This is a genomic window from Gordoniibacillus kamchatkensis, from assembly GCF_000829455.1.
GTDB lineage: Bacteria > Bacillota > Bacilli > Paenibacillales > NBRC-103111 > Gordoniibacillus > Gordoniibacillus kamchatkensis.
Map to the genome: position 1 here is coordinate 31618 of NZ_JXAK01000017.1, position 22075 is coordinate 53692.

Here is a 22075-nt window from a genome sequence, read left to right on the forward strand (position 1 = left end):
CCTATTCCGCAACGGAGGCGTTTCCATCATGAAAAACAAAGCGCTGCGGCGTTTCAGGCTGGAGCTGCCGCTGCATCTGCTGCTCATTCCGGGTGTGCTCGTCACGCTCGTGTACGCATACGGCCCGATGTTCGGCATCGTTATGGCGTTTCAAAAGTTCAGTCCGGCGCTCGGCTTTCTGCATTCCAAATGGGTCGGGCTGAAAAATTTCAAGTATGTGTTCAATTTGCCGGATTTCAGCCAGGTGCTGTGGAACACGTTTTACATTTCGCTGCTCAAGGTCGCGCTCGGCATCGTCGTGCCGCTCGTTTTGGCGCTGCTGTTGAACGAGGCGGCGAAAAACTGGTTCAAGCGGCTCGTGCAGACGAGCATATTTTTGCCGTTCTTCTTGTCCTGGACGGTGCTGGGCGGCGTCATTTTCGAGCTGTTTTCGCTCAAAGGGCCGATCAACAGCCTGATTTCCGGACTCGGAGCGCAGCCGATCATGTTTCTCGGCAGCAATACGTGGTTCCCGGCCATTATCGTCGGCTCCGACGTATGGAAGGGCATGGGCTACAACATGATCATTTTCCTGGCGGCTATCGTCGGAATCAATATGAACTTGTACGAGGCGGCGGAGGTCGACGGCGCAGGCAAGTGGAAGCAGCTCATTCACGTGACGCTGCCTGGCATCGCGCCGATTGTCATTCTGCTGAGCACGCTGAGCATCGGCGGCATACTGAACGCGGGCTTCGATCAAATTCTGATCTTATACAATCCGACCGTGTATGAAAGCGCGGACGTCATCGACACGTTCGTGTACCGGCTCGGCATTTTCGATCAGCAATATGCGCCGGCGGCGGCAATCGGCTTGTTTAAATCGGCCGTGTCGCTCGGGCTCGTGTCGCTGTCGTATTACCTTGCGTACAAGTTCAGCAACTATCGAATCTTTTAAAGGCTGGGGAGATCGGCGTGGTTTACAAACAATCGATAGGCAGAAAACTGTTCGTCGTCGTCAACGGGTTCGTGTTGACTGCGGTCATGCTGCTCGGCGTGCTGCCGTTCGTGCACCTGCTGGCCATCTCGCTCAGCTCGAACAGTGCCGCGATGGCGGCGGAAGTGAAGCTGTGGCCGGTAGGCTTTACGCTCGAGGCGTACAACTATTTGGCGCAGAAGTCGGAATTTTTGCGGTCGCTCGGCATTTCGGCGGAAAGGGTGGCGCTCGGTACGGCGGTCAATATGCTGCTCGTCGTGATTACCGCGTATCCGCTGTCGAAATCGAACGCGCAGTTCAAATACCGAACGGCGTACGTCTGGTTTTTTGCGGTGACGATGTTTTTCGGCGGCGGCCTGATTCCGACTTATATCGTCGTGAAGGAGACGGGGCTGCTCAACACGATATGGGCGCTCATTTTGCCCGGGGCGCTGAGCGTGTGGAACATGGTCATGCTGCTCAATTTTTTCCGGAACGTGCCGAAGGATATGGAGGAGGCGGCCGTCATCGACGGGGCGAGCCATTGGGCGCTGCTGTGGAAAGTGTATTTGCCGGTTTCTTTGCCGGCGATCGCGACGATCGTCCTGTTTACCGTTGTCGGCCATTGGAACTCGTGGTTCGACGGCATCCTGTACATGAATTCGCCGGAAAAATATCCGCTGCAAAGCTATTTGTCGACGCTCGTCACCTCGATCAACAAGCAGGCCATTTCCGTGGAAGACCTCAAGCGTCTGGAAAATGTAAGCGAGAAAACGCTGCGGACGGCGCAAATTTTCCTCGGCGCGCTGCCGATCATGCTCGTGTATCCGTTCTTGCAGCGGTATTTTATTAAAGGCATTACGGTAGGAAGCGTTAAAGAATAGAATAGCGAGTCGGCAGAAGGAGCAGAGAAGATGAAGCCAGTGACTGTCGCTCTAGTAGGAGCGGGATTAAGAGGAACGGGCTATACGGAATATGCGTTGAAGCACCCTGACGAGCTGAAGGTTGTCGCCGTTGCCGAGCCGAACGGTCAGCGCAGGGACAAGTTCCGGGAGCGCCACAGCTTGCCGGACGATATGGTATTTGACAGCTGGGACGCGCTATTCGCCCGGCCGCTGCTCGCGGACGCCGTCATTATCTGTACGCAGGATAAGCAGCACTACGAACCGACGATGAAGGCGCTCGAAGCGGGCTACCACGTGCTTCTGGAGAAGCCGATGTCGCCCGACGCGCAGGAGTGCATCCGCATGGGCGAGCTTGCTTCGAAGCTGGGCCGGGTTTTCTCCATCTGTCACGTGCTGCGGTATACGGCGTTTTTTCAAACGCTAAAGCGGCTGCTTGACGGCGGAGCGATCGGGCGGCTCATGTCGATCCAGCATAACGAAAATGTAGGCTACTGGCATCAAGCGCACAGTTTTGTACGGGGCAACTGGCGGAGCAGCGAGACGTCCAGCCCGATGATATTGGCCAAGTCGTGCCACGATATGGATATTTTACTATGGCTTGCCGGCAGCGATTGCACGCACATTTCGTCGTTCGGCTCGCTGTCCCATTTCCGCAAGGAGAACGCGCCGCCGGGTGCGCCGCAACGATGCCTCGACGGGTGCCCCGCGGCGGACCGTTGTCCGTACTATGCGCCGCACATGTACCTCACGGACGATACGGGCTGGCCGACGTCGGCGATCAGCGACGATCTCAGCTACGAGGGGCGGCTGAAGGCGCTGCAGGAAGGCCCTTACGGCCGCTGCGTCTATCATTGCGACAACGATGTGGTCGATCATCAGGTAGTGAGCATGGAATTCGCCAACGAAGTGACGGCCGTATTTACGATGAGCGCTTTTACGCACGATTGCAGCCGAACGCTCAAGCTGACCGGAACGGAAGGCGAAATTCGCGCCGCGATGGAGAAAAACGAAATCGAGCTGACCCGCTTCGATACCGGGGCGAAGCAAACGATCTCGCTGCAGCGGCCGGGAGGGCACGTCGGACACGGCGGCGGCGACTTTGGCCTCATCCGCGACTTTGTCAAGCTCGTGCGGGCAAGCTGCGCCGAGCAGGGGCTCACTTCCGCGCGCATTTCGGTTCAGAGCCACCTGATGGCGTTCGCTGCCGAGCTTTCGCGGCTGGAGAAGCGGGTGATCCGGATGGAGGACTTTTAGCCGACAACGATTTTGGCGAATTTCCGTTTTCCCATTTGGACAATATCGCCGGAAGCGATGGCGAGCCGTTCGTTCGGGTCTGTGAGCTTCGTTTCGTTCCATTTCACGGCCCCTTGCGCGACGCTCCGCCTGGCCTCGCTGTTCGAAGCGGCAAATCCGAGGGCGACCAGCAGCTTGCCGACCGGGATCGTTCCTTCCTCCAGCTGATCGCTGCCCAAATGAAACTCGTCGATTTGTTCGGGAATCGATCGCTGCCGAAACACGGTGTTAAAATGCTGTTCGGCCGCTTCCGCTTCCTGCGCGCCATGATACATGCGAACGTACTCTTTGGCCAGCCGGACTTTGGCGTCGCGGGGATGGATGGTCCCCCGCTCCAAACCTAGCTTCAGTTCCGCCAGCTCCTCATTCGATATGGCGGTGCTAAGCTCGTAATATTTCAGCATCAGCTCGTCCGGAATGGACATCGTTTTGCCGAACATTTCGTTAGGGGACTCATCGATCCCGATGTAGTTGCCGAGGCTTTTGCTCATTTTCTGATGGCCGTCCAGCCCTTCGAGCAGCGGCATCAGCATGGCGACTTGCGCATCCTTCGAACCGTATGCGGCCTGCAGCGTTCTGCCCATTAAAATGTTGAACGTCTGGTCGGTGCCGCCAAGCTCGATGTCGGTTTCCAGCGATACCGAATCGAACCCTTGCATTAACGGATAAAAGAACTCGTGGATGTGAATCGGCAGATTGTTCGAGTACCGTTTGGCGAAATCGTCGCGCTCCAGCATGCGCGCAACCGTTACTTTAGCGGCTAATTGCAGGACGTCTTCGAATTTCAGCGCGCCGAGCCAGGCCGAATTGAAGTAAAACTTCGTTTTCCGGGGATCGAGCACTTTGAACACCTGCTTTTCATAAGTAAGGGCGTTTCGTTTCACATCGTCCTCGGAAAGCTGCTTTCTCGTTTCGGACTTTCCTGTCGGGTCGCCGATTCTCCCGGTAAAATCCCCGATAATGAGCTGCACTTCATGCCCCAGATCTTGAAACTGCCGCAGCTTGTGCAGCACGACGGTATGCCCGATATGGATGTCCGGTGCGGAAGGGTCGAGCCCGAGCTTGACCTTGAGCGGTTTTCCCGATGCGACAGAGGAAGCGACCTTCCGTTCAAGCGCGTCCTCCGGAATCATTTCGGCCACGCCTCTGCGTATAATGCTCAGCTGCCGATGCACCTCTTGCTTTTGCTCCTCGGTAAGCCGTTCCATCCGATAACCTCCTTTGCGTAAATAAAAAAACAACCCTCCGATCCCCGTAAGGGACGAGAAGGTTGTCTCGCGGTACCACCCTAATTAAAGAAGCGTTCGCCGCTTCTTTCGCTTATTTGCCATAACGGCACTGTTCATGCCGGGTAAAAGCTACCGGCGGGCTCATGCCCGCGTTCGCTTTTCCAACTCCGGACCGTAATTCGGGAAAATGCGCGCACCGGTTCGCACCGACCACCGGCTCTCTGCAAGCACTTGTTCATTTTCCTTACTCGGGGTGAAAACCCAGTCCATCATTGCTTTGTCCGATATGCGATTTGTATCATTAAAGCACGAGAAATGCCGGTTGTCAACTTCGTTCGGCTGCGCTTATGTCTGCGAGAGACGGCGGTGCATGCCGTCTTCCCGCGGCACGGCGTCAGTCGTCCGCCTCGGCGGCCAGCCGCGACATCTCGTCAAGCGTCTGTTCGAACGGCGGTCCCATATGCTCGAGAAAATAGCCGATTTCCGGCATCCCGAGCTTGTCCAGATTGGCCCGTACCTGCTGCTTCGCCACCGTAAACTCGCGGTTGCCGGCGGCGAGCTCGGTGACGCATTTCAAGTAGGCGTCGAGCAGGTCGGCGGCTTTCACCCAGCGGTACAGCTCCGGATCGGGCTCGACCAGCAGCGGGCGGTAAGCGGCGCGCAGCGGCTTCGGGGCGGATTGCAGCAGCCGCTCGGACGCTTCTCGCTCCATATCGTGGAACTGGTTGCGCAGCTTTTCGTTATTATGTTTCACAGGCTGCGGAATGTCGCCGACGAACACTTCGGCCACGTCGTGAAACAGCGCCAGCGAAACGACTTTGTCGGTCGGCACTTGCCGTCCGAACACATCGTTCGCAATCGTGCACAAGAGGTGCGCAAGCGCGGCGACGTGGAACGAATGCTCCGCGACCGATTCCTTGCGGGTGTTCCACATCAGGCTCCAACGGTCGATGTAGCGAAGCCTGTACAAATAGGCGGTAAAAGGACTTTCCATCGTCTGGTCTTCCTCTCTCTGGTTACCGGTCGCCTTCGCTCAGCACGATTTTCGGGCGATCTTCATTCACGCGCACGATGCGGTGCAAAATCGTTTTGTACAAGCCGTCCGGAGTGACGTTCGGCGAGCCGCCGTTAATGCGCGGGATTTGCAGCAGATCGGTGCCCTGCGTCGCCATGCTCGGCGTAATCGTGAACGCGTAACGCACTCCCGCCTGGCCGACGAGCCGGCTTGCGGCAGGCGTCGTGATGCCGTACGGATACGCCATCGTATCGACGGTCGCCGGCGACAGCTCATTGAGCTTGCCGAGACATGTGCTCGTGTCGGCGAGCACCCGCTGCCGGTAAGCTTCGTCCGACTCCTTGACGCCGCCCTGCTCCTCCCGCCCGACCATGATCGCATCGCCGCTCGGCAGCTTGCCGTGCATGGCGTCGGTGTGGCAGCCGATGGCGATCAGATTCGGGGATTCGCTCAGCATTGCCCGGATTTGCTCGCGCGACAGCGACGGAATGTACGTCTCCTTCGGATGCTCGAGGTCGCCGGTGATCACGAAGTTGACCGCCGGCACTTCCAGCTGGCGCAGTATCGGATACGCCTTCGTGTAAAAGCTCTCGTAACCGTCGTCGAACGTGACGAGCGCGGCGTTGTCCGGAACTTTCCCCGTGCCGTCCAAAAATTTCTTGAACTGGTCCAGCGTGATGAAATGAATTTGTTTGCTCTTGAGCAGCTCCAGCTGCGCCCGGAACAGCTCCGGCTTGATCGTGCTGGAGCTTTGCGCCGTTTCGTCGAGATGGTGATACATGAGCACAGCCACTTGGTCCGTATACAGCGGCTTGCCGTCCGCCGCCCGCAGCGCCGGAGCCATCGCTCCGAGCCCGAGCGCGGCGAGCAGCAGCGTAACGCCGATCCATGGTTTCATGATGCGAAATATGCCACCTTTCCCGTATGTCCGGTTTGCCGCCGATTTGTGGTATAATAAGTAGAGCTATTCATATTCCGAGAGGAGTCCTACTGTCATGCAACAATTCGAACAGAGCATTTACGATCTGATCGTCGAAACGTCCACCAACTTGCCTGCCGACGTCCGCAAGGCGATTCAGGCCGCGCAGGAGCTGGAGGACAAAGGCACGCGCTCCGCGCTGTCGCTGTCGACGATCGGCGAAAATATCAATATGGCGGAATGCAACGTATCTCCGATTTGCCAAGATACCGGCATGCCTACCTTCATTATACACTGCCCGGTCGGAGCGAACCAAATCGTCATGAAGAAGCACATTCTCGCGGCGGTCGAGCGGGCGACGAAAGATAACAAGCTGCGCCCGAACTCCGTCGATTCGCTCACTGGCGAAAATCAAGGCAACGTCGGCCCCGGCACGCCGGTCATCCATTTCGAGCAATGGGAACGGGACGACATCGAAGTGAAGCTGATCCTGAAGGGCGGCGGCTGCGAAAACAAAAACATTCAATACTCGCTGCCGGCCGAGCTCGAAGGTCTCGGCAAAGCGGGCCGCGATCTGGACGGCATCCGCAAATGCATTATGCACGCCGTCTACCAGGCGCAAGGCCAAGGCTGCGCCGCCGGCTTCATCGGCGTCGGCATCGGCGGCGACCGCACAACCGGCTATGAGCTGGCGAAGCAGCAGCTGTTCCGCCCGGTCGACGACGTCAACCCGAACGAAGAGCTGCGCAAGCTGGAAAACTACATCATGGAGAACGCCAACAAGCTCGGCATCGGCACGATGGGCTTCGGCGGCCAAGTGACGCTGCTCGGCTGCAAAATCGGGGCCATCAACCGGCTGCCGGCCAGCTTCTTCGTCTCCGTCGCTTATAACTGCTGGGCGTTCCGCCGCCAAGGCGTCATTCTCGACGCGGCGACAGGCGCGATCCAAGATTGGGTGTACAAGAGCGGCAAAGGGATCGCCATGCAGGGCATCGCTGTGGAAGAAGCCGTCGACAAGATGGAGGACGCAAACGAGCAGCGCCGCGAAATCGTGCTGCAAACGCCAATCAGCGAAGAGCAGATCCGCAGCCTGAAAGTCGGCGACGTCGTCATCATCAACGGCATCATGCACACCGGCCGCGACGCGCTGCACAAATATTTGATGGACCACGACAGCCCGGTCGACCTGAACGGCGCGGCGCTGTACCATTGCGGTCCGGTTATGAGCAAAGACTCCAGCGGCGAATATCACGTCAAAGCGGCGGGCCCGACGACGTCGATCCGCGAGGAGCCGTACCAGGGCGACATCATCAAAAAATTCGGCATCCGCGCCGTCATCGGCAAAGGCGGCATGGGGCCGAAGACGCTGAAGGCGCTGCAGGAGCACGGAGCCGTCTATTTGAACGCCATCGGCGGCGCGGCGCAGTATTATGCGCAATGCTTCAAAAAAGTGGAAGGCGTCGACTTCCTCGAATTCGGCATTCCGGAGGCGATGTGGCATCTGCAGACGGAAGGCTTCGCGGCGATCGTTACGATGGATTCGCACGGCAACTCGCTGCACGCCGATGTCGAGCTCGAATCCAAGGCGAAGCTCGAGCAGTTCAAGGAGCCGGTATTTAAATAAAAGCTATACTCGAAGCTTCCTCCGCGGTCAGCCGGCCGGGAGGAAGCTTTTTTTATTTGGCTAAGCTGCAGGGGGCTTCCCACCGGCGAAAACGCCGCTGGAAGTGCGCAAAAAGCAACTGCAGCTGCACTAAGCACGCCAAGTCCCGCTGCAGTTGCTTCAAAGGCAATTGGAGAGTCCGCCGCAGCCGCCCACCCGCAAAACCGCCGCTGGAAGTGCGCAAGCCCCAAGCATCCCGTCAACTCCAGCACGAATGTGTTGCTTTCGCCGCCGTTATCCGTGAAAATGGTAACGATAAGAGTTTCGGCCCGATTCCGGGGATGCTAAAACGACGACGGTGATCGCCCAGAAGGAGACGTATTCCATGAGCGAACAACACATCCGCGAGAAAAAAGCGCTGGAGAGGGCGGCCATCCGTACCTTCCTGCAGCTGTACAACGAGCGCTTTGAGCCGAAATTCCGGCTGCTGTACCAGCAGGAGAAGCCCGATGCGGTGCTGGAAAACCGGCAGCGGGGCCAATTGGGGCTCGAAATTACGCACTTGTTCTATGACGCGCACGAGGCGAAGCGGACGCTCGGGCGGACGGACGAGCCGCGCCGCGAGCCGGAGACGATCGAGACGTGGCTTGCCGAGCTGAACGAACGCATCCGAACGAAGGAAGAGAAGTTCGCCGGGTATTCCCACAAATACCCGCTATCGCTGCTCATCCGCAACGCTTCGCCGGAGTTCGGCCTTGCCGCAGTAGGGCAGTGGCGGGAGCGCATCGTGAAGCCGCGGGAGCTGTTCGAGCGCATTTGGTTTTTGTCGCGCGACGGCGGTCCGGACTGGCACCTCTTGGAGCTGAAGGAGCTGCTGCTGTTTACAAAAAAATAACTTGGCGCCCGTGCGGCGATGCGGTTACGCTTAAGTGCGGCGCGCATAACCGTGCCCGGCTTGCGTGCGATTCAAGGCAAAGGTGGAACGACGATTGAACCAATTTCGCACTCAACTGACGCTTATTATGATGGCTATTATCGGCGCCACGATGGTGGCGGCGGGTATATTTATCGGCAAAGTGCTGCAAGATTCGCACATCGACCTGCTCCGCGGCAATATGACGCGCGAGCTGAAAGTGATTGCGGCGGAAGGCGATTGGGGCAAACTTACGGGCGACGATGCGACTCTGATGGCCGCTTATTCCAAAGAGGCGGTCATGCTGAAAAATATGGCGGACACGCGCATCACGTACGTGCGGGAGGACGGGAAAGTGCTCGGCGACTCCGACCAGGATCCCGCGGCGATGGACAACCACCACGGACGGCCGGAGATCGCCGCCGCCCGCGAGAGCAGCGGCTTCGGCAGCGCGATCCGGTTCAGCGATACGCTGAAAAAAAACATGCTGTACGTCGCCATGCGGCTCGAACCGGCGAACGGCGCGCACGGTTACTTGCGGCTGGCGATGAGTCTGGAAGATGTGGATGCGACGGTGCGGCAGGTGTGGTACTTTCTGATCGCCGGCCTCGCCGTGCTGTTCCTGCTCGCGGGCATCGTCTCCTACCGCATCGCCCGCGGTCTCACGCGCCCGATCGAGAAGATGACGAGCGTCGCGAAACAAATCACGAACATGAATTATAAAGCGCGCGTCGATGCGCTCAAGAACGACGAGGTCGGCCAGCTCGGGCGGGCGATCAACCTGATGGCGGACAGCTTGCAGCTGCAGATGAACCGGATCGCCGAGAACGAAAACCGGCTGCAAAGCGTGCTCGAAAATATGACGAGCGGCGTCATGATGATCGGCAAAGACGAGCGAATCGTGCTCGTCAATCCGGCGGCGGAAGAGCTGCTCGGCTTCACCGTGCAAGAGCTGCTCGGCAAAAAGTACGACGAAGCGAAGCAGCAGTTCGAATTCACGAAGCTGATCCGCGAATGCATCGACACGCACGAGCACATCCATGGCGAGATGATGTTTTACTTCCCTTCGGAGCGCATCCTCGATCTCCATCTCAGCCCGGTGGCGCAGGAAGGCGCCGAATGGGACGGGGTGCTGGTCGTGCTGCACGACATTACGGCGGTGCGCCGGCTTGAAAAAATGCGCAGCGAGTTTGTAGCGAACGTATCGCACGAGCTGAAAACCCCGATTGCCGCGGTCAAAGGCTTTGCCGAAACGCTGCTCGCCGGCGCCTTGAACGACAAGGAGACGCGCGGCAGTTTTTGCAAATCATTTTCGACGAGTCGGAGCGTCTCAACCGCTTGATCGGCGACATTCTGGAGCTGTCCAAAATCGAGTCGAAGCGCATCCCGCTCCACTTCTCCCCGGTCGATCTGCCGGCCTTCGTCGAACATACGATCAACATGCTGCGGCCGGAGGCGAACAAGAAGCATATCGAGCTCATCAGTCAAGTGCCGGACGACTTGTATATGGAAGCGGACGAAGACCGGCTGCGGCAAATTTTCATCAACCTGCTCTCGAACGGTATTGCCTATACGCCGGAAGGGGGAAAGGTGAAGGTGCGGGTCGAGCCCGCCGGCGCGGAAGGCGATGACGAGCGGGTGCGGATCGTCATTCAGGACACGGGAATCGGCATTCCGAAAAAAGATTTGCCGCGCATTTTCGAACGGTTTTACCGCGTCGACAAGGCGCGTTCGCGCAGCTCCGGAGGGACGGGACTCGGCCTGTCGATCGTCAAGCACCTCGTCGAGCTGCATCACGGCACGATCAAAGTCGACAGCGAGCCGGGGGTAGGGACGAAATTTACGATCGAGCTGCCGGTCATTCATTAATTTTTCATGAAGTTGATGCCCGGTTAACGTAAAATTTACATGGCGTTTACAAACTGGTGTTAAGATGAAGGTGCAACATCGGATCCGATCATGGCCGCTCTCCGCGCGGGAGCGTGGATGGAAACAAGCCAATACGCACTCATCGGGGGATCTTATGGGAAAGAAAATACTCGTAATCGAAGATGAACCCACGCTGGCCCGGCTGCTTTCTTACAATTTGACGCAGGAAGGCTACGAGACGAAGGTCGTCGATCACGGCGGGGAAGGCTTGCAGGCCGCCATGCAGAACGTCTACGACCTGATCATTTTGGATATTATGCTGCCCGGCATGAACGGCTTCGAAATTTTGTCAAAGCTGCGGCAGAAAGGGAATAGGGCGCCGGTCATCATTTTGACGGCGCGCAACGCCGAAGAGGAAGTCGTGCAAGGGCTCGGGCTCGGCGCGGACGACTACATTACGAAGCCGTTCGGCGTCGCCGAGCTGCTGGCCCGCGTATCTGCCGTGCTGCGCCGCACGCAAGCGGACGAAGGCGGCGTGGAGCATCATCCGGCTAGCGAGAAAGTGATCCGAATCGGCGAGCTGCTCATTTATCCGGAAAAATACGAGGTGCTGCTCGAAGGGGAGCCGATCCCGCTGCGCCCGAAAGAATTCGAGGTGCTGCTGTATCTCGTGCAGCGGCCGGGGGTCGTCGTCACCCGCGACGATCTGATGAACATCGTGTGGGGCTTCGACTATATCGGTGGGCAGCGGACGGTCGACGTGCACGTCTCGTCGCTGCGCAAAAAGCTGGAGATGAACCAGCAGTCGGTGCAGATCGACGCGATCCGCGGCGTCGGCTACAAGCTTGTAGTGCCGCAGCCGAAAAAATAGGTTGGGGCGGGTAAAATCGATTCTCGTTAACATGCTAAAAACGCCCGGCGGGGCGTGCCTGGCCCGGCGCGTGGCGCCGGCATTAGGAAGTGTGCTCCTTACGATGTGAGCGTATAAGACGAGCAATGAAGCTCTTTTCCGACCGCACAGTACCGGCTTCTTTCAGGCGGACGTATGCCTGAAGCCGTACGATGGCGAGGTCGGGGAAGAGCTTATATTTATGCCAAAAAGGGCGGATGGGGATGGTAAGATTCCGGAGACGAAGCGAATTCCGCTGAGCACAACCGGAAGATCGCTCGTGTTCGAGAATGCTGCGGCAGAGCTGCTCACCGGCAATGAGGCATTGCAGGTTGGCGATGAAGCAGACAGGTCGGGCCGGGTTTTGTTTCGTTCCTAAAGGCCGGTGGCCCGTTTAAAGAACCGGTTCGCTATGCAGCGACTTGCTTGACGCTGTTAAGCGCCGATTTGACGGAATGAACGTGCAAAGACCTATTATTCCATGAATAGCGACGAAAATTCGCATAGAGCGAATTTTCGGGCGCTAATGGCTGTTTTCTCCTTGTTGGCTCAAAATCAGCGCCCGTAAAGTCTCTGTATAGCGAACATGGGCTTTATAGCAGTAGACGGCGCCGGGTGGCTCAAAATCAGCGCCCGCAAAGTCTCTGTTTTGCGAACATGGGGCTTTATAGCTTAAGACAGCATCGCTCGCTCGGTTCCACGGCCCCTTCATAAGAGACGTTGAGCCAACTTATTGCCGCTCAGGATTGGTTCACCGCTACGAACACTGCCGGTTGGCGATGAAGCAGACAGGCCGGGCCGGCCGGTTTTGTTCAAATCATTTACATCGCTGATCTCTATAACCGTGCATGGATTCGTTGCATTCAGTTATGCTCCACCATAACTAACATCAGGGCGGAAGCCTGCCGGTCTCGACCGATTGCATATTAATTCGAAATATTGTATATTTATTCACATATTTCGAAAATCGGGAGGGAGCAGCATTGTCTATTATCATAAGAAACGCCGAACCTAAAGATATTAACAGCTTGACCGAGTTGATGCATGAATACATAGTCGGTTTTTATCGGAAACCTTGGCCGCTCGCTGAAAAGGTGCATCAATTGATTCAAACCCTTTTAGAAAAACAATGGGGAATACAGTTTGTAGCGGAACAAGACCATAAGTTAGTCGGCTTCGCGACGTTGTATTTTACATTCAGCACGATGAAATCGGAAAAAATCACCGTCATGAACGATCTCTTCCTCATTGAGAAATTTAGAGATTCGGAAGTTGAGTCGCAACTATTTTTAAAATGCCAAAATTACACGAAAGAGCATGGATATGCTCATATGACTTGGGTAACAGGTTCCGATAATAAACGCGCTCAGCGTTTTTTCGAAAACATGGGTGCCTCATCAATTGATTGGGTCAACTATTCAATCACTTAAGCGACGGTGGTTGCTGCCGCGCCGGCCGCGGCGCCGGCCGATGCGCCGGGGCGCGAAATCGCCGCCTTGGCCGCCAAGCCGGGATCAGTACGGGGCAATGCGGCGGCCGCAGAACGAGCGCAATAATTCACCGCCCCCACTCCAGCATCCGCTTTCGGTATTCGTTCGGCGAGCAGCGGTTGAACTTGCGGAACATTTTGTAAAAATGCGCCATGTTCGGCATCCCGATCTGTTCGCGACTTGCGCGACGCTGATCGTTTTGGTCAGCAGCAGCTTTTCCGCTTTTTTGATTTTTTGCCTGTGCACGTATTCCATGAACGACATGCCGAGCGCTTTCTTGAAATATTTAACGAAGTAGTAGTAGCTGATGTTGGCGGCGCGGCTCGCCTCTTCGACAATGATTTTGCCTTCGAGATTGCGCTCCACGTAGTCGAAGACGGGCTTCAAGCGGATCAAATCGGCGTTCTCCTTGACGCTCGCCCCGCCGCCCGAACCGCCGCGCAGCAGCGTAAGCAGAATGCGTTTGACCAAAATGCTGACGGCGAGCTCGTAGCCCTCCTGCTTGTCCGTCCATTCGCGGTAAATGCCGCACACGGCGTCATAGACGATTTGGCGTGCGTCCGGCCGCTCGGCGAGCACATGGTTGAGCCTGCTGAGCGGAGAGCGGGTTTCGGAGAAGAAGCGGAAATAAGGCATCGTGCTCTGGTCGAGCGCCTGCTCGAGATCGAACTGCAGCACAAGATAGACGAGCTTCTCGCTGGCATACGACCGGTCGCGGTGCAGCTGCGACGAGCCGATGAGAGCGACGCCGCCTTGCTCCAGACGAAACAGCTCATCCTCGACATAAACGTCGAGCCGCCCTTCGACGATGGCGAGCAGCTCGAGCTCTTTGTGGTAATGCCAACGGGACATATACTCCTGGTCGCGCTGCGCCTCGAAAATTTTTAACGACAAAAAAGGGTTTTCATACTGGATATGTTCGTTATAAAATTCGACGAATTCCACGCCCATCATCCTCCGCATGCCAAAATCGCATATACAAACAACTAGAATGGAAATTTTTTTTTGCCTCTTCGTGCACTATACTATATTGTAGTATGTCGTCCCGTCCCGGGACAAGTTCGATAATCGAGGAGGAACTGTAGCATGTCTCGTACATACCGCATTGGTATTATCGGCTGCGGCGGCATCGCCAACGGCAAGCATATGCCGAGCCTGAAAAAGCTGAAAAACGTCCAAATGGTGGCGTTCTGCGACATCGTGGAAGAGCGGGCGCAGGACGCGTCGGCGAAATACGGCGCGGAAGGCGCGAAAGTGTATACGAACTACCGCGAGCTGCTTACCGACGGCTCCATCGACATCATTCACGTCTGCACGCCGAACGATTCGCACGCGGAAATTACGATCGCCGCTTTGGAAGCAGGCAAGCACGTCATGTGCGAGAAGCCGATGGCCAAAACGGCCGCTGACGCGCAGCGCATGGTCGATGCCGCGAAGCGCACCGGCAAAAAGCTGACCATCGGCTACAACAACCGCTTCCGCCCGGACAGCCAGCATCTGAAAAAGCTGTGTGAGGACGGCGAGCTCGGCGAAGTGTATTTCGCGAAGGCGCATGCGATTCGCCGCCGCGCGGTGCCGACGTGGGGCGTATTCCTCGACGAAGAGAAGCAAGGCGGCGGCCCGCTCATCGATATCGGTACGCACGCCCTCGACCTGACGCTGTGGATGATGAACAACTACAAGCCGAAAGTCGTGCTCGGCACGTCGTACCACAAGCTGTCGCAGCGCGAGAACGCTGCGAACGCCTGGGGCCCGTGGGATCCGGCCAAGTTCACGGTCGAAGATTCGGCGTTCGGCATGATCGTGATGGAGAACGGCGCAACGATTGTGCTCGAGTCGAGCTGGGCGCTCAATACGCTCGAAGTCGACGAAGCGAAGTGCACGCTGTGCGGCACCGAGGCGGGAGCCGACATGAAGGACGGCCTGCGCATCAACGGCGAGAAGCACAGCCGCCTGTACACGACCGACGTCGAGCTGAAAGCCGGCGGCGTCGCGTTCTACGACGGCGCAACCGAAAGCGCGCCTGATCTCGAAATGCGCCGCTGGATCGAAGCGATCGACGAGAACAAAGATCCGGTCGTTACGCCGGAGCAAGCGTTCGTCGTATCGCAAATTCTCGAAGCCGTTTACGAGTCGGCGAAAACCGGCAAAGCGGTATACCTGTAATAGTACGGCAAAACGGCCCGTCTCCGCGAAGCGATCGTGGGGACGGGCCGTTTTTACGAAAACGTACAGCAAGCTGACCGTAGCGGAAATTGCGAACGGCGCTGCAGGGTAAGATTTTCAGGATGTTTTGCAGCGGCTGAGGTAGGACCGCTCCTCCCAGCACACCGCTGCCGGCAACCGCTATATGCCGAAAATTCATCGTCATGCTCCGTTTTCAATTTTCAGCTGCTGTCATCATTCATCCTCTTCAACGAAAAATCATGCTCCTTAAAGCTATTCCGGAAAGCTTCACAGCCAACCTTTGCTCTGGGCGATGGAGACGGCGTCGATGCGGTTTTGGCATCAAGCTTCTGCATAATTTCCGAAATGTAGTTGCGCACGGTGCCTTGCGACAAATATAACGTTTGCGCCATTTCGGCGACCGAAAGCCCTTGCGCCAAATGGTGCAAAATGTCGCGCTCGCGCTCGGTGAGCGGATTGGCGTCCTCCCACATCGTTAGCGCCAGCTCGGGGCTGATCGCTTTGCCGCCGCCGTATATGGTGCGCAGCGCCGCCGTCAGCTCGGCCAGCGGCGTGTCTTTGAGCAAATAGCCGCGGACGCCGGCTTTCATGGCGCGCTGGAAATAGCCCGCCCGGGCGAACGTCGTGACGATGACGACCCGGCACGCGCTGCCTGACGCCTTCAGCTGCTCCGCCACGTCGAGACAGCTAAGCAGGGGCATCTCGATGTCGAGCACGCAGATGTCGGGCTGCAGCGTGCGGATGAGCTCCAGCGCCTTCTCGCCGTTGTCCGCTTTGCCGACGACCTCGATGTCGTCCTCCAGCGTAAGTAGCGCCGCCATCGCGTCGCGCAGCATGCCCTGATCTTCGGCAATGACGATCTTCATGACATGGTTGCCGTTCGCGCTCACGTCTTCGCTCCCCCTCCTCGCTGACGCAATACTTTAGGAATTGAGATTCGGATCAAGGTGCCTCCTGCCGCGCCGGACTCCAGCTCCAGCTTGCCGTCGATAAGCGCGAGCCGATCGCGCATGCCGAGCAGCCCGCTGCCGGAGCGGCCCGCGCCGCTGTCCTCCGAGGCAATGCCGACGCCGTCGTCGCGCACCCGCAGCTCATACGCCCCGGGGTGTTCAGCCAGCTCGATCTCGCAGCGCGACGCCCTGCTATGTTTGGCGACGTTGGTCACGCACTCGCGCAGGCACATGCCGACGATATTGCGCACGACCGGCGGCGGACTCGTTAACGCTTCGCCGCGGCGCATGACGAAGCGAATGCCGGCGGACTGCAGCATGCGCTGCGCATGCGCCAGCTCCTCGTCGATATCGACGGCCTGCATGTCGGATACGAGCTCGCGCATTTGCTTTAGCGCCGTTCGGGTCGTGCGCTGAATGTCCTGCGCTTCCGTGACGGCAAGCTCCGGATTCTTGAGGATCATCCGCTCGAGGAGCTCGCTTTTTAACGTGATCAAAGTTAGCGTATGGCCGATCGTATCGTGCAGGTCGCGGGCGATCCGCTGCCGCTCCTCGTTTTTGACGAGGCGCTCGATCTCTTCATTGGCCGTGGCCAACTGCCGCCTCAAGTCGCGCGAACGGCGCTGGGAGCGGATCATGAACGGAAAAATAAATAGAATGAACATCGTTGGCAGGAACGTAATCCAGAAATCGTCGCCGCTGGCGATGTAGTGGTGTACCAGCACGGCAGCCGACGCCATCGCCATAATTGCGTTCATAACCAAAATCGAAGCTCTGGTGCGAAGCATCCCGATGGAGGCAGCGGGGAAAAACTCCATAAACAGGAACGGCGGCGCGTACAAATCCGAAATCGCCGCCACCGCCGCGATTTGCAGCAAGATGTATACATACAACTGAGGCCGTTCTATAGACCACAAGCTTTGCCGGTACGCGACCGCCAGAACGATCACGGCGATGTAGCCGAACCATGCGCGGAGAAACGGACTGGCGAACAAATAATATACCGGGAGCCCGAGATTCAGCATCCACATCCATGGAAACGGACCGGCCTCTTCGGGAAAAAGCCTCCAGCCGAGCTTTCGTTTCATTCACACCGCATCCTGTTTTTTGCTGATATACGATGATAGTATCACAAAGCCTAGCAAATAGGCAGCGAGGACTACGGCATCGCTCCATGCAGGCGTATTGCCGGCGACAACCGCCCAGGTGCCGTGGGCAAAATGGTACGTCGGCATCGCCTGCGCGATCGTTTTCATCGCTTCCGGCATCGCTTCGGTCGGGAACCATAGGCCGCCCAACATTGCCAGAATGAGCTGGCACATGGTCGCTAGCGTCTGGGTGAGCTCGACGCGTCTGGCCAAACCGATCAGCGAGCCGAGGGCAAGGAACGCCAGCGAGCCGAACAGCAGCCACACCGCGCAGCCGATCCACGCTCCGGCGCTGAGATGGACGCCCTTGGCCAAATAACCGACCAGGAACATGATGGCGATAATGCCGGCATTGAGCAGCGACATCGAGACGAGCTTGGAGCCGAAATACGCCGGCTGCGACAAGGGCGTTATGCGCAGCAGCCGCACCCAGCCTTGCGCCCGCTCCTGCGCCAGCTTGACGCCGAGCGAGTTGATGCTGGAGGCGAGCAGGCCGAAGGCGGTCATCGACATCAAATAATACGATTTCCACGCGGCTCCTCCGACCTCGGTATTGCCGCCGACGGTGCTGGTGAAAATCAGGTAGAACACGACCGGAAACCCGATGGAGAAAAACAGCACCCGCTTGTTGCGCAGCGAACGCAGCAGCTCGGCTTTGCATTGTGCGATAAATCCTTTCAACGTTATACTCCCCCTTCCGCAGCTTCAGGTTGGCCGACAAGCGCTTGAAAAGCGTCTTCCAGTCCTCCTTTGTGCGTTTCAATGTCCGATACGTCCAAATTGGCGCGAATGAGCCCGTAGAGCAGCATGTCGGTGTTCGGGCCGTACAGCTTCACCCGGCGTCCGCTCCAACGCGCGTCCGTACGCCCGGCAGCGCGAGCAGCGTTTCTTTCGCTACGTCCGCTCCGGCCGTAAACGAAACATACTGCAGCCCCGCCGACGTTTTGATTTCATCGAGCGTTCCGTCGGCGACAAGCTGCCCTTTGGCGATAACGGCGACCCGATCGGCGATGCCGTCGGCTTCCTCCAAATAATGCGTCGTCAGCACGATCGTGCGGTTGCCTCCGGCGAACGAGCGGATCGTTTGCCAGAACAGCTGGCGCGACGTAATGTCCATGCCAACTGTCGGCTCGTCGAGGAAAATGACTTCGGGATCGCCGGCGAGCGCAAGCGCGAAGCCGAGCCGCCGCTTCTGGCCGCCGGACAGCGCCGAGGCGAACTTGCTCCGTTCTTCCGTCAGCCCCGATATCGCAAGCAGCTGCTCGGTGCCGAGCGGCTTCGGGTAGTAGCTGCGGAACAGCTCGATCGTCTCCCCGACCTTCAAGCCGTCGATGACGCTCACCTCCTGCAGCATCGCCCCGATCCGGGCCCGCACGGCCGCTTCCTGCGGCGATCTGCCGAGCAGGCGCACCGAGCCGCTTGTCGGCTGCAGCAGGCCCAGCATCATGTTTACGGTTGTCGACTTCCCGGCGTCGTTAGGCCCGAGCAGCGCCACGACGCTGCCTTGCTCCAGACGGAGCGTAAGGTCGCTTACCGCTGTTTTGTCTTTATACGTTTTGGTTACACGGTCCAGTTCGATGGCGTATTTCATGGTTCCGTTACCTCCCTGTTCCAGCGACGCTTTTCGCGTCTCACATGGAGTAGCATACAGCGGCGCCGCTGCAGCCGCCAGTTATCGTTGTCATCAATTGAAGATGACAAATATCATACAGGGCAGCTTCCGAACCGTTTGAAACGAGCCGATTTCGTATACACTGGAAAAGAAATCGGTATTTGCGCGGCAGGGGGAATGCTTTATCATTTACGTCATGCTGGCTGTCAATATCGTGTTGCTGGTCGCTGGCCAGATGGTCTGGAAAATCGGCCTGAGCAAAGCGGGCGGTCTCCACCTCGGCAATTGGACGGAGGTGCTCGTATCGCCGTACATTTGGGCCGGCATCGCCATGTACGGAACGGCCACCGTGTTGTGGCTCGCGGTGTTGTCGCGGCTGCCGCTCAGCGTCGCGTATCCGCTGCAGAGTGCCGCTTATGTGCTCGGCCTCTTGGCCGCCGCCTGGCTGCTGCGCGAAGTCGTACCGCCGCACCGCTGGCTCGGCGTCGCCGTCATCGCCGCAGGCATCGCCATGGTGAGCTGGAGAGCTTCCTGAAAAAGCCGAAACGCCGCTGTTGGCTGCGAAGAGCCGGCGGCGTTTCGTTTTTATTGCAGGGGGTGAATGCATGGTTAGCCGATGAGTTCGTCGTCTTCCCGTTCGAAGCCGCGGTAACGGCTTTGGGCTTCCGCCATCCGCTTTTTGATCGGCGGCAGCGCATTGACGATGCGCATGCCGGTTCTCATCAGGGCGAGTGCAATTCGCCCAACGTACGGTTTGTACAAAGCGGTGCGGTCGTCCATCTGTTTTCTGGAATCGATCACCGCCGCGAAACCGTACTTGATCATCTCCGCCTCATACTCGTGCACGGCTGTGAGGAGCGGCTTCTCTCCGCGGCTGCCTCGATCAATCTTCGGCAGAGCAGCTCGGCGTCCCGCAAGGCAGTATTGGCTCCGACGCCGCGGCCGGGCGTCATCGTGTGGATGGCGTCGCCGATCAGTGTGACATTGCTCGTCTGCCACGGTTCGATCGGCACGGAGGTGCGGATGTTTACGGTGAACATCGTCGACGGATCGGATTCGGCGACCATGGCGCGGAGATGAGGATGCCAGCCTTTCGTCATGTTCAGAACCATTTGTTTCAAAGCTTCCCCGTCCTTGATCTGCAGTGGGTTTGCCGGATAAAGCCGGTGTGAAGTCGAGAATCCCCACATGATATAATCCCGCGTATTGTCGTAAAGCAGTCCCGGCCAGCGCGCGATCAGCTCCGCATCGTTGCCGCCGATGCCGGACTTGACGCCATTCCGGTCCCACTTGAACTCCATGGCGTGAATAATCATGCTGTACGCCTTCGGTGCCATCACCATCGAAATCCCGTGAAAAACTTTGGGCGGGAGCAGCTTTTTGGTTTCTTCGGTAATCGGAAGCTTGCCGCCGATACTGATTAGCCCTGAATTCTCCAAAGCGGCGTGCGGAAGGTATTGCTTGCGAACAGGGGAATTGGTTCCGTCGGCACCGACCAGCAGGTCGCCGGTAGCGGACGTGCCGTCCTCGAAGTAGGCGGTCACCTTGCCGTCCGGATGCTGCTCGTAGCGGGTGAACTTTTTGTCGAAGTGGACGATGTCTTCCAGGCCTGTGAGCAGCACTTGGCGCAGCGTCATGCGGCTGACCGATTTCTCGCTGTTGACCGGGTCCGAGTCGTTGTCCGCTATTTCGAAGCTGAGCACCTCGGAAAATTGTTCGGTCAGCATATTGAAATATTTCGGCGCTCTGGCGCACGTAGCGACAAAAACGTCGAACAGCTCCGGCGGCAAACATTTGCGCAAGGCGCGGCTCCCGTCCGGGCTAATGCCGACGCGGTAGCCCTGCAGCCCGCCGGTGCGAGTCCGGTCACGCTCGTAGACGGCGACGGAGATGCCGGCCTTTTTCAAGCCGTGGGCAAGACAGAGCCCGCCGGTGCCGGCGCCGATAATAATGACGTTAAGCGGTTTGTTCGTCATAACGCGGTCACTCCTTGATTTTTATAGTTATAATAATACTAGTTATAATATTACTATGTCAATGGCAAAAAAAATAATCCGCTCCTCCCTGGGAGGCTGCGGATTATTTTGCCGCGCGGCATTTCTTATAAGTGTTGGGACAAGCGCACCATGTCCATGACGCGGATGCCGTTCTCATATATTTCCTCGGCATAGTGCCTGATAAAGAAGTCGCGGTCGATTCCTGTCATTCGGAAGCCGCATTTTTGATAAAGCGCCAGCTGCCCGACGCCCGAGTTCCCGGTGCCGACTTCGATCGTCCGGTAACCGAGCTCTTTGGCGGTTTGCACCGCGTGCCGGACCAGCTGTTTGCCTATCCCCCGGCCTTGAAGGCGTTCCTCCACCGCTACGTTGACCAATTCGACAGTGCCAGGTCTTGTCGGCAGCAGCACGTACACACCGATGACCGAACTATCCGATTCGGCGACATAGCATTGTCCTCTTTGCACGTAGTCCTCGACGAGCTCTCTTGACGGATCAGCCAACAACAGCAGCACCATAGGTGGCCTTTCGTTCGCATACAGCTTACGTATGTTCATGTTCGCTCCTTCGGGTAAGCATTCGGGTAAGCGTTGCCGTCACCCGCGCGGCGGGGAAACGAGCCCTCGCCCGATCAGGTTGGCGGAAACCGGCTGTTTCCCGATTTCGCGCGCCCAGACGGATAGTTGACCGACATGGTGGATTTCGTGGGCAATCACATGGCGAAGCACCTCGCCCCAGCTATAAACGACGGGGGTCCCATCCCTTCGGATATCGTGAAAAGGCTGGTTCTCCATACTATGTTGCCAGGAGCCTACAAAGCTCTCAACTTCCGGCCGAAACGCCGCCTGCAGCTGACGGACGCGCTCCAGGCTCCGGTACTCGTCAAAGCTTTCTTGAAAATCCGGCTTGCCTTGCAGCGAACGGATCCAGCTCCATTCGACGTCGACGATATGGAACAGCGTATGCAAAATGCCGCCGACTCCGCCCGTCCGGACTCGAAGCAGCTGCTCCTCCGGCACGTCCTCGCACCACCGGAACCAATCTTCCCTGACCTGCCAGTTGTACTGGAACAACGTTTGCAGAGCGATCCCTCCATACGGTTTT

General features: G+C 57.8%; 20 protein-coding genes and 3 pseudogenes. 11 read left to right on the forward strand and 12 right to left on the reverse strand.

What is annotated here, in order from left to right:
* Positions 1–28 precede the first annotated feature (28 nt).
* The 3 genes from SD70_RS11555 to SD70_RS11565 are packed head-to-tail and all read left to right on the forward strand — an operon-like array spanning position 29 to position 3111.
* Complete coding sequence (locus tag SD70_RS11555) at positions 29–934, forward strand: ABC transporter permease (RefSeq protein ID WP_041047730.1); 906 nt, start codon at positions 29–31, stop codon at positions 932–934.
* Positions 935–951: 17 nt separating this feature from the next.
* Complete coding sequence (locus SD70_RS11560) at positions 952–1836, forward strand: carbohydrate ABC transporter permease (protein WP_041047731.1); 885 nt, start codon at positions 952–954, stop codon at positions 1834–1836.
* Positions 1837–1866: 30 nt separating this feature from the next.
* A complete protein-coding gene (locus SD70_RS11565; RefSeq protein ID WP_041047732.1) occupies positions 1867–3111 on the forward strand; it encodes a Gfo/Idh/MocA family protein in 1245 nt (414 codons plus the stop codon).
* Here the strand turns inward: SD70_RS11565 and tyrS are convergent.
* The 3 genes from tyrS to SD70_RS11580 form a co-directional block, all read right to left on the reverse strand.
* Positions 3108–4358, reverse strand: a complete 1251-nt coding sequence (tyrS, locus tag SD70_RS11570) for a tyrosine--tRNA ligase (RefSeq protein WP_041047733.1) — start codon at positions 4356–4358, stop codon at positions 3108–3110. The genes SD70_RS11565 and tyrS overlap by 4 nt on opposite strands.
* Positions 4359–4773: 415 nt before the next feature.
* Complete coding sequence (gene yfbR / locus SD70_RS11575) at positions 4774–5373, reverse strand: 5'-deoxynucleotidase (protein WP_041047734.1); 600 nt, start codon at positions 5371–5373, stop codon at positions 4774–4776.
* A gap of 22 nt (positions 5374–5395) precedes the next feature.
* Positions 5396–6292: a polysaccharide deacetylase family protein gene (locus SD70_RS11580; RefSeq protein WP_052487314.1), complete on the reverse strand. Its 897-nt coding sequence runs from the start codon at positions 6290–6292 to the stop codon at positions 5396–5398.
* 97 nt (positions 6293–6389) lie between these two features.
* On the opposite strand from SD70_RS11580, the gene SD70_RS11585 reads away from it, so the two are divergent.
* From SD70_RS11585 to SD70_RS11605, 6 genes and pseudogenes are all read left to right on the forward strand, one after another.
* Positions 6390–7937, forward strand: a complete 1548-nt coding sequence (locus tag SD70_RS11585) for a fumarate hydratase (RefSeq protein WP_041047735.1) — start codon at positions 6390–6392, stop codon at positions 7935–7937.
* 364 nt (positions 7938–8301) lie between these two features.
* A complete protein-coding gene (locus SD70_RS11590) occupies positions 8302–8811 on the forward strand; it encodes a hypothetical protein (protein WP_052487315.1) in 510 nt (169 codons plus the stop codon).
* A 94-nt stretch (positions 8812–8905) separates the two neighbouring features.
* Positions 8906–10698, forward strand: a pseudogene (pnpS, locus tag SD70_RS11595) (two-component system histidine kinase PnpS).
* Between the two features lie 154 nt (positions 10699–10852).
* Positions 10853–11569, forward strand: coding sequence for a response regulator transcription factor (locus SD70_RS11600; protein ID WP_041047736.1), 717 nt, complete (start codon positions 10853–10855; stop codon positions 11567–11569).
* A 220-nt stretch (positions 11570–11789) separates the two neighbouring features.
* Positions 11790–11966: a hypothetical protein gene (locus tag SD70_RS35980; RefSeq protein ID WP_156157986.1), complete on the forward strand. Its 177-nt coding sequence runs from the start codon at positions 11790–11792 to the stop codon at positions 11964–11966.
* Positions 11967–12570: 604 nt separating this feature from the next.
* Complete coding sequence (locus SD70_RS11605) at positions 12571–13017, forward strand: GNAT family N-acetyltransferase (RefSeq protein WP_041047737.1); 447 nt, start codon at positions 12571–12573, stop codon at positions 13015–13017.
* A gap of 84 nt (positions 13018–13101) precedes the next feature.
* On the opposite strand, the gene SD70_RS11610 is transcribed toward SD70_RS11605, so the two are convergent.
* Positions 13102–14022 (reverse strand): AraC family transcriptional regulator, encoded by a 921-nt coding sequence (locus SD70_RS11610; RefSeq protein WP_231571163.1) that lies wholly within the window; start codon positions 14020–14022, stop codon positions 13102–13104.
* Between the two features lie 141 nt (positions 14023–14163).
* On the opposite strand from SD70_RS11610, the gene SD70_RS11615 reads away from it, so the two are divergent.
* Positions 14164–15243, forward strand: coding sequence for a Gfo/Idh/MocA family protein (locus SD70_RS11615; protein ID WP_041047738.1), 1080 nt, complete (start codon positions 14164–14166; stop codon positions 15241–15243).
* Positions 15244–15531: 288 nt separating this feature from the next.
* Here the strand turns inward: SD70_RS11615 and SD70_RS11620 are convergent.
* From SD70_RS11620 to SD70_RS11635, 4 genes and pseudogenes are all read right to left on the reverse strand, one after another.
* A pseudogene (locus tag SD70_RS11620) lies at positions 15532–16130 on the reverse strand (response regulator).
* A 20-nt stretch (positions 16131–16150) separates the two neighbouring features.
* Positions 16151–17302: a sensor histidine kinase gene (locus SD70_RS11625; RefSeq protein WP_041047739.1), complete on the reverse strand. Its 1152-nt coding sequence runs from the start codon at positions 17300–17302 to the stop codon at positions 16151–16153.
* Positions 17303–18043: an ABC transporter permease gene (locus tag SD70_RS11630; protein WP_041047740.1), complete on the reverse strand. Its 741-nt coding sequence runs from the start codon at positions 18041–18043 to the stop codon at positions 17303–17305.
* A 2-nt stretch (positions 18044–18045) separates the two neighbouring features.
* Positions 18046–18953 (reverse strand): annotated as a pseudogene (locus SD70_RS11635) (ABC transporter ATP-binding protein).
* Between the two features lie 217 nt (positions 18954–19170).
* Here SD70_RS11635 and SD70_RS11640 point away from each other — a divergent pair.
* Positions 19171–19509: an EamA family transporter gene (locus SD70_RS11640; RefSeq protein WP_041047741.1), complete on the forward strand. Its 339-nt coding sequence runs from the start codon at positions 19171–19173 to the stop codon at positions 19507–19509.
* Positions 19510–19583: 74 nt separating this feature from the next.
* Here the strand turns inward: SD70_RS11640 and SD70_RS36880 are convergent, their stop codons facing one another.
* The 4 genes from SD70_RS36880 to SD70_RS11655 form a co-directional block, all read right to left on the reverse strand.
* A complete protein-coding gene (locus SD70_RS36880; RefSeq protein WP_197081005.1) occupies positions 19584–19799 on the reverse strand; it encodes a hypothetical protein in 216 nt (71 codons plus the stop codon).
* The gene (locus SD70_RS11645) at positions 19796–20950 is read right to left on the reverse strand and encodes an FAD-dependent oxidoreductase (protein WP_197081006.1); all 1155 of its coding nucleotides are present in this window, start codon (positions 20948–20950) and stop codon (positions 19796–19798) included. The genes SD70_RS36880 and SD70_RS11645 overlap by 4 nt, the downstream gene beginning before the upstream one ends.
* A 125-nt stretch (positions 20951–21075) precedes the next feature.
* A complete protein-coding gene (locus SD70_RS11650; RefSeq protein ID WP_041047742.1) occupies positions 21076–21528 on the reverse strand; it encodes a GNAT family N-acetyltransferase in 453 nt (150 codons plus the stop codon).
* Between the two features lie 39 nt (positions 21529–21567).
* Positions 21568–22053, reverse strand: a complete 486-nt coding sequence (locus tag SD70_RS11655; RefSeq protein ID WP_041047775.1) for a DinB family protein — start codon at positions 22051–22053, stop codon at positions 21568–21570.
* Between the last annotated feature and the right edge of the window lie 22 nt (positions 22054–22075).

Coding starts and splice junctions, on each gene's coding strand:
- SD70_RS11615 (WP_041047738.1), top strand. CDS start 14,164: ATGTCTCGTACATACCGCATTGGTATTATCGGCTGCGGCGGCATCGCC.
- SD70_RS11590 (WP_052487315.1), top strand. CDS start 8,302: ATGAGCGAACAACACATCCGCGAGAAAAAAGCGCTGGAGAGGGCGGCC.
- SD70_RS11600 (WP_041047736.1), top strand. CDS start 10,853: ATGGGAAAGAAAATACTCGTAATCGAAGATGAACCCACGCTGGCCCGG.
- SD70_RS11565 (WP_041047732.1), top strand. CDS start 1,867: ATGAAGCCAGTGACTGTCGCTCTAGTAGGAGCGGGATTAAGAGGAACG.
- SD70_RS36880 (WP_197081005.1), bottom strand. CDS start 19,799: ATGATCAAGTACGGTTTCGCGGCGGTGATCGATTCCAGAAAACAGATG.
- SD70_RS35980 (WP_156157986.1), top strand. CDS start 11,790: ATGCCAAAAAGGGCGGATGGGGATGGTAAGATTCCGGAGACGAAGCGA.
- SD70_RS11580 (WP_052487314.1), bottom strand. CDS start 6,292: ATGAAACCATGGATCGGCGTTACGCTGCTGCTCGCCGCGCTCGGGCTC.
- SD70_RS11640 (WP_041047741.1), top strand. CDS start 19,171: ATGCTGGCTGTCAATATCGTGTTGCTGGTCGCTGGCCAGATGGTCTGG.
- SD70_RS11585 (WP_041047735.1), top strand. CDS start 6,390: ATGCAACAATTCGAACAGAGCATTTACGATCTGATCGTCGAAACGTCC.
- tyrS (WP_041047733.1), bottom strand. CDS start 4,358: ATGGAACGGCTTACCGAGGAGCAAAAGCAAGAGGTGCATCGGCAGCTG.
- SD70_RS11645 (WP_197081006.1), bottom strand. CDS start 20,950: ATGACGAACAAACCGCTTAACGTCATTATTATCGGCGCCGGCACCGGC.
- SD70_RS11555 (WP_041047730.1), top strand. CDS start 29: ATGAAAAACAAAGCGCTGCGGCGTTTCAGGCTGGAGCTGCCGCTGCAT.
- SD70_RS11625 (WP_041047739.1), bottom strand. CDS start 17,302: ATGAAACGAAAGCTCGGCTGGAGGCTTTTTCCCGAAGAGGCCGGTCCG.
- SD70_RS11650 (WP_041047742.1), bottom strand. CDS start 21,528: ATGAACATACGTAAGCTGTATGCGAACGAAAGGCCACCTATGGTGCTG.
- yfbR (WP_041047734.1), bottom strand. CDS start 5,373: ATGGAAAGTCCTTTTACCGCCTATTTGTACAGGCTTCGCTACATCGAC.